Annotated in this window: 1 protein-coding gene; it reads right to left on the bottom strand. The window is 60.9% G+C overall.

Annotation, left to right across the window (positions count from 1 at the left end; translation table 11 throughout):
• Positions 1 to 358: 358 nt before the first annotated feature.
• A complete protein-coding gene (locus H4684_RS20180) occupies positions 359 to 5218 on the bottom strand; it encodes a cadherin-like domain-containing protein (RefSeq protein ID WP_192625133.1) in 4860 nt (1619 codons plus the stop codon).
• Positions 5219 to 5825 lie beyond the last annotated feature (607 nt).

Below are 5825 nucleotides of genomic sequence, written 5' to 3' on the forward strand. Positions count from 1 at the left end.
TCCCTTGGGGATTTGACCCCGACAGAGTTCCTCATGAAAAATTCACCCAAGGAAACCTCTACTTTTGGATGGCACTAACTTGGGGAGGTTTACAAAATCACCCCAAAAAAAACAGCCTATATAAATTTCAAGTCACGCCCTGCGTGTTGAAATCCGTATGATCAATGAAGCCGGGATCGATCCAAGGCGTTGGCGTAGTGCAAAGAAAAAGGGCTCTTCGGGATGTTTCCGAAAAGCCCTTTGGCGTTCAGCGATGAGTTCGTGATGTTCTGGCTTGTGGCTTCCTCGGCCACCATGGGCTGGATGACGCTTAATCCGGTGGTCTTCGTATTTCTAAAAGCCCTCAAGCGTTCCAGAGTCAGCCCGTGATGTTCTGGCTTGCGATATCCTCGGCCACCATGAGGTGAACGACGCTAGGTCCGACGGTGTTCGTGTAATGATTGTATTCAAAACCGTCGGAACCGACCACGTCCGAGGCAATCAGCGACCAGCCCGAATCCGTCGTGGACACTTGATCGGTGCCGTCACCGTACACCCAAAGGGTATCGGTGTCCGAAACAGTGAGCACATCGCCGGCCCGCAGGGTCAGCACATTGGCATCGTCCGCTCCGCCCTGCATGTCGACGCGCTCGATGCCGGAGATCCTTCCGTCCGAGACCATGCCGCTCAGGTCCAGAGTCTGGCCGAGACCGGAATGGTCTTCGAGCTTGAAGACGTCAAACCCGTCTCCTCCATGCACCGAATCGTCGGGTCCGCCGAGAAGCAGATCATCTCCGGAGTCGCCATGGAGCAGATCCTGGCCCGGGCCGCCTACCAGCGTATCGTGGCCGTCGCCGCCGTACAGCGAATCGTCGCCGCCAAGGCCCACAAGGCTGTCGTCGCCGCCGAAGCCGCGCAGCTCATCTTTGGAGCTCATCAGGAACACTCCGTCCCAGTCGGTGTCGCGGCCCAGCAGCGTGTCGCCGTGCTCGGAGCCCCATACGCCGTCCATGTACCACAACCAGTCGCCGTGTTCCTCGCCAGTTGGGTCGGCACCGGTCTGGCCGGGTTCGCCCCGGCCCGGATAGGAGGGGTTGGGTGTGCCGGGATAGGCGTAGTTCTGATCGTCCAGATCCACGAGCACTCCCAGCGCGGAATTCCGGTAGCTGGCGATGTCGTGGCCGCCCCCGCCATGGATAAAGTCGGAGCCGACGCCGCCCTCAAGGGTATCATTGTCTGAATCCGAAGATGTATTCCCGCCATCGCCCCACAGACTATCCTGCCCCTCGCCGCCGGTGATGAAGTCGTCGCCTCCCATGCCTTTGAGCTCGTTGTCGGTTTCGAAGCCGAGGATGGTGTCGTCGAAGCCGGAGCCGGTAACGTGATGGATGCCCAGCAGCGTATCGCCTTCGGCTTCGCCGCCGCTCTGGGCCGCGATACCGTCCTGGCGGGTCAGGTCCACGTAGATCGCCGACGGCGAGTTGGCGTAGTAGGCCAGGATATCCCCGTCCACACTGCCGAGAAGCAGATCGCCGTCCGCGCCACCCTCCAGGGTCTCACGGCCATGGTACCCGAGGCCCCCCAAGAGGGTATCCCGCCCCGCGCCGCCGGAGAGGAAGTCTCCGCTGTTGTCGAAAGCTTCGCTGTCGACAGGAATTGTGTTGCCGCCGAAGAGGGTGTCCATGTGGTAGTTGCCGCCCGCGATGAAATCGTCACCATCCCCGCCATACAGACTGTCTTTCTCTGTGCCGCCAATCAGGGTGTCATTCCCGGAATCGCCCCACATCCGGTCTTGCCCGGCGCCTCCGAACATGGCGTCGTCGCCCGCGCCACCCCACATGCTGTCATTGCTTGTCTCCCACCAATTGAGACTTGACGGGTCATCGCCGCTCATCGTGTCATTGCCATCCAAGCCCACGAGCCAGTTGTCGGCGTTGTCGCCCACGATTGAATCGTCATTCTCCGAGCCCATCACGTTCTCGAAACCCGTGAGCGTGTCGCCCTGGGCGTCGCCGCCGCTCTGGGTCGCGATCCCGTCCTGGTGGTACAGGTTCACGCTCACGCCTGCCGTGCTCGTGCTGTAGTCCACCCAGTCGCCGCTATTGTGGAGATTCGCATCCGTGTTCGTGCCGCCGTCCAGGGAATCGGCCCCGGAACCGCCGCGCAGCGTGTCGTCTCCCGCGCCGCCAATGAGCGTGTCCGCCCCGGCCAGGCCGTCCAGGAAATTGTGGCTCCCGTCGCCCGTGAGCGCGTCGCCGTGGACGTCGTTCGTGCCGATGACGTGCTCGATGCCCGCAAGGGTGTCGCCCAGGGCGTGGTTGCCCGTGCCGCCGCCCGTCTGCCCGACCGCGCTGTTCAGATCGACGTTCACCCAGGACGGGCTCTGGCTGTAGTCGGCCGTATCCGGGTAGTAGAAGTTCGTGGTCGCAGTCCAGCCGCCGTCGAACACTTCAACGACATCCAGGACGCTCTCGCCGCCCACCAGGGAGTCCGCCCCGGCCAGACCGGCGAACACGTTGCTCACGAAGTCCTGGCCGATGAGCGTGTCGCCGTGGGCCGAGCCGGCCACGTTCTCGATGCCCGTCAGCACGTCGCCCTCGGCATGGCCGCCGCTCTGGGCTCCGGAACTGGTCAGATCCACGCGCACGGCCGCGTCGCTCGCGCCGTAATCCGCCCAGTCGCCGCCGGGCGTCGCCTCGTAGCGGATCACCGGATTGAGCAAAACGCCACCGATCTGGTTGTAGTGGTATTTGATGGCTTCGATGGCGGTGTTCGACCCCCCGTCCAGGGTGTCGGCGCCGGCTCCGCCGTTCAGCTTGTCGTCACCATCGCCCCCGGCCAGCGCATCATTGCCTGCATTGCCGAACAGGGTGTCGTCGCCGGCCAGTCCGGACAGGAAGTTGTCCGCGTCGTCACCCGCCAGCACGTCGCCGTGCAGCGTGTCGTTCGAGCCCAAGACGTTCTCCACGCCTGTCAGGACATCGGACTGGCCATGATTGCCGCTGCCGCCTCCCGTCTGGGAGCCAGTGACGTTCAGGTCGATGTTCACCCATGTGGGGTTTGAACTGTAATCGGCCGTGTCGACGCCGTCGCCGCCGTCGAGAAGGTCCGCCCCGGCTCCGCCGACCAGGATGTCGTCGCCGCCGCTGCCGTACAGCTGATTAGGGTACAGATTCCCGATGAGCGTATCGCCATGGGAGGAACCAATGACGTTCCAAATGTATTCCAGCGTATCCCCGATGGCTTCGTTCCCGTCCGCGCCGTTCCCCTGGACCTGAACCCTGTTGTTCAGATCGATTTCCACGGCCAGGCTTTGGCTGTAGCTGATCTTAGTTAAATTTTGTGACGTAAGCGTACCCGACATGTAGTCGGCTCCGGCGCCGCCCTCCAACTGGCCATCTGTGCCCCGCAGAGAGTCGTTGCCATCGCCGCCATAAAGATCCGCCGTACCGCTGGCGTAGATAGTGTCATCGCCAGAGCCGCCGTACGCTGCGCCATCATGCAAATCAAGATAATCGTTTCCGGCCCCGCCTATGAAGAGTCCTCCGCCATAACCGGTTTTGAACAGCATGTCGTCGCCGTCTCCGCCATACAAGGTATCGTGGGTACAGCCGCCTGCTAATATATTGTCGGCGTCATCGCCCATGATCACGTTGCCCAACGCCCATGGGTCATCACGATGCAGCGCGCCCAAAACATCCTCGATGCCCCGCAGGACGTCACCCTCGCCAAAATTGCCGCTGTCGCCGCCGCTCTGTGGTCCTGTGACGTTCAGGTCGATGTTCACCGATGTGGGACTTTGGCGGTAAAAGGCGGTGTCGACGCCGTCCCCCCCGTCGAGAATGTCCGCTCCCAGGCTCGCCACCAAGTAATCGTTGCCCGCTCCGCCGTACAGGGTGTCGTCGCCCGCTCCGCCATGGGGAATGAGATTCAAGCGCACGTTATCCATGTTGCCTCCGCTGAACAGCCAATCGTCGCCGTCAAAGCCGTAGACAAGAAACGTCGCGTCGGTGCGGGTGGTGGCGGTCGTGCAGGTAATGATTTCCCCGCTATCGGTGCCCCACATCTGTACGGGGATGCTGTGCATGTCGAAGGTCGTTTCGGGGGTGGCGGTCAGGCCGTCGTTCACGGTGAAGGTGAAGCTGTCGTCCTCCACGACGCGGATCTCGGAACCGGCCTCGGGAGCGAAGCGGTAGGCAACCCGCCCGGCATCGATGTCGGCCTGGGTGAAAACCGTGCCGGAGAAGTCCGTGATGGCGACTCCGTCCAGCATCAGCGTGCCGAACTCCGGAGCGTGGGTAATCGTATAGGCGAGATCCGACGCCGCATTGTCGACATCCCCGGCGTGGAGGTATCCCGCAAGGGAGACGGTGGCTTCGGCTTCCACGTTGATCGGCGCGTTGAGGTCGACGAACGGCGCGTCGTTGACCGGGTTGACGGTCAGGTTCGCGGACGTCGCCGTCGCGCCGCCGTTACCGTCGAAAATCGTATAGCCGAAGCTGACGGCGCCGTTCCAGTCGGCGGAGGGCGCAAAGGTCCACGTGCCATCCCCGTTGTCGGTCAGCGTGCCATCGCCCGAGGCGACGGAAAGTCCGGTCACGGTCAGGGCGTCGCCGTCCGCGTCCGAGGCGGTGGCCAGCAGATCGGCCCGCGAAAAGACCAGGCAGCCCTCTTCGTCGATGGAGCCGAGGTCCACGGAACCGCTGACGAAAGGCGCGTTGTTTGAATCGCCCGTCCCGTCATCCCCGGGCAGGGTGCCGGCCGCCTCCTCCCAGTCAGGGAAAGATGGACCGGAAGCAGAGGTCAACGCCCCGCCGCCCTCGGCGCTGAAGGAAGCCATATCAAGAAGCTGCCCCATGCCCAGATCTTCACCGACATCTTGCTGCAGAAACTCGGTGCCCGCCACGCTGGCCTGATGAACGCCCAGCGGCTGGCTGACATGTGCGTCAACTTCCTGCTCGGGGTGCTGAATATCGAACATGATCAGAGGTTCCCCGGTGTCCGGAGAAATAAGCACAAGCTCCTTGGCGTCATCGGCCGAAGCTACGGAGAACTCCTCCCCTCCTTTCAACCGGACGACATAATCACCCCGATCCCCGGACACGATCTCGACATCTTCAGGAGCAGCGGCAAGAACCAGCCGGTCGCCATGGCTCAGGTTTAATCGACCGCCGTTGTCAATCCGCACTTCCTGAAAGTCACCGTTTTCCTGACGTACGCCTACATTGATTGTATACATAGAATCTCTCCTCGATCACGTTTTGAAACTATGATTCGAGGTCAAGCTAACGAGATTCAATATACTTATTAATATGCATATTTGTTTAATTTGATGTATAATTATATACATAAATAAGGTAGATTTTATTACGTGTTTGAGAATAAAATACTTATTTACCTAGGCATATAATCAAACCGGCTTTCGCCATTGCAAGTCACACCCATGACACTCCTGAAATCCCGAAGGCAGTGCATTGGCAAGTATGCAAAAATTGTTGAATGGGTGAAACGAATCGCGCGGATGTGAAATATACGAAATGCCTACGATGTCGGCGAAAAAGCAAGGCATAGGCGCTTCAGATAGACGGCGCCGTTATCCCGCGTATGATCCGAACAGCTGCCGAGGGCGTATTCCCCGACTCCCCCGGACAATGAACAGCCAGCCGGGGGAATCGGGGACGACATGGCCGAAGAGCCGCCTACTCGGCCATGACCTCGCCCAGGCCCTTGACCTTGAGATCCACGCCAAGGGCGCTCATGAGCTGGGAAACGGGCATGCACAGTCGATAGTACGAGAACGTGTGCGCCGTCATGCCGTTCAGGTACACCTGCTGCGAACTGAACAG

This window comes from Desulfomicrobium macestii, assembly GCF_014873765.1.
GTDB lineage: Bacteria > Desulfobacterota > Desulfovibrionia > Desulfovibrionales > Desulfomicrobiaceae > Desulfomicrobium > Desulfomicrobium macestii.

Bases quoted from the DNA above. Each gene is read 5' to 3' on its own strand.
- H4684_RS20180 (WP_192625133.1), bottom strand. From the start codon at position 5,218: ATGTATACAATCAATGTAGGCGTACGTCAGGAAAACGGTGACTTTCAG.